Source organism: Bacteroides sp. MSK.20.12, from assembly GCF_019052435.1.
Taxonomy (GTDB): Bacteria; Bacteroidota; Bacteroidia; order Bacteroidales; family Bacteroidaceae; genus Bacteroides; species Bacteroides xylanisolvens.
In genome coordinates this window covers 1-1,804 of the sequence record NZ_JAHQVH010000095.1, presented here as the reverse complement: position 1 = coordinate 1,804, position 1,804 = coordinate 1, and the positions used below count along the sequence as shown (strand labels likewise).

Below are 1,804 nucleotides of genomic sequence, written 5' to 3'. Positions count from 1 at the left end.
CTTATGATGAGGTCTATGTACGTCGTAGTCCGGGTTATCAGGCTCAACAGAATGTGGTTGTTGAAGGTGAAATCCTGTTCGGAGGCTCATACGCCATGACCAATCGTGAAGAACGCCTTTCAGATTTGATCAATAAAGCTGGAGGTGCTACGAATTATGCTTACTTACGCGGTGCCAAGTTGACTCGTGTCGCTACTGCAGGTGAGAAGAAACGTATGGGAGATGTGATTCGTTTGATGAGTCGACAGTTGGGTGAGGCTATGATGGATTCTTTGGGTATTCGTGTAGAAGATCATTTTACAGTCGGAATTGATTTGGAAAAAGCACTGGCCAATCCTGGCAGTACAGCGGATATTGTCTTGCGTGAGGGGGACGTGATTTCCATTCCGAAGAACAATAATACGGTCACAATTAATGGTGCTGTGATGGTTCCTAATACCGTTTCTTATATAGCTGGTAAGAATATTGATTATTACCTGAATCAGGCTGGTGGTTATTCTGAAAATGCAAAGAAGAGTAAGAAATTTATCGTATACATGAATGGCCAGGTAACTAAAGTGAAGGGTAGCGGTAAGAAACAGATTGAACCGGGTTGCGAGATAATTGTACCTAGTAAGGCTAAGAAAAGGAATAATATTGGCAACATTTTAGGTTATGCTACTACATTCAGTACTTTGGGTATGATGGTTGCTTCTATTGCTAATTTAATCAAGAAATAACGAATACCTTTATTTATGTCTACTTTGATGGAACAAACATCTGAAAAGGAAATAAAACAGCAACAGAATATTCATACAGATGAGGAACTTGAGATTGATTTGATGGATCTTCTTCGTAAGGTTATAGGTATTCGTAAGAAGATTTATAAAGCGGCCGGTATCGGACTGGTAATTGGTGTTATTGTTGCAATAAGTATCCCTAAGCAGTACACGGTTGAAGTTACCCTTTCTCCGGAAATGGGTAATAACAAAGGTGGTGGTTTATCCGGTTTGGCTGCTTCTTTTTTAGGAAGTGGAGTTTCTATGGGAGATGGTACTGATGCCTTGAATGCTTCTTTATCCGCTGATATTGTTTCTTCTACTCCCTTTCTGTTGGAACTTTCTAATATGAAAGTACCTGTATTAGGAAATGAGGAAATCTCTTTAAGTTCTTATTTGAATGAAGAGTCATCCCCATGGTGGAGTTATGTAATTGGATTTCCGGGTATGGTAATTGGTGGAGTAAAGTCCTTGTTTACAGAAAATGAGGATGAACCCATATCTTCCGATAAAGCAAGTCGGGGGACCATTGAATTATCCAAAAAGGAGTTTCAGAAGATTGAATCACTAAAGAGAAAGATTGCTGCTTCTGTAGATAAGAAAACCTCTATGACTACCGTTTCTGTGACTTTGCAGAATCCTAAGGTTGCTGCAGTTGTTGCTGACTCTGTAGTTAAGAAGTTGCAGGAATATATCATAGACTATCGTACCTCCAAATCTAAAGAGGATTGTCTTTATCTGGAGAAATTGTTTAAAGAACGTCAACAGGAATATTACGAAGCGCAGAGAAAATATGCCGATTATATGGATTCTCATGACAATATCATTCTACAAAGTGTTCGTACCGAGCAGGAACGTTTGCAGAATGATATGAGCCTTGCTTATCAGGTATATAGTCAGGTTGCCGGTCAGCTTCAGGTTTCCAGAGCTAAAGTTCAGGAAGAGAAACCTGTGTTTGCTGTTGTAGAACCTGCTGTTGTCCCTTTGAAAACTTCGGGAACCAGTAGAAAGGTATATGTTTTAGCTTTTATTTTCCTATCAGTTTG

General features: G+C 39.5%; 2 protein-coding genes. Both read left to right on the top strand.

Annotated elements, in window-relative coordinates; genetic code table 11:
* On the top strand, window positions 1–719 hold a 719-nt coding region (locus KTR06_RS24285; RefSeq protein WP_217290889.1), incomplete at its 5' end, for an SLBB domain-containing protein.
* A gap of 15 nt (window positions 720–734) precedes the next feature.
* The coding region (locus KTR06_RS24280; protein ID WP_217290888.1) for a Wzz/FepE/Etk N-terminal domain-containing protein at window positions 735–1,804 on the top strand (1,070 nt) is incomplete at its 3' end.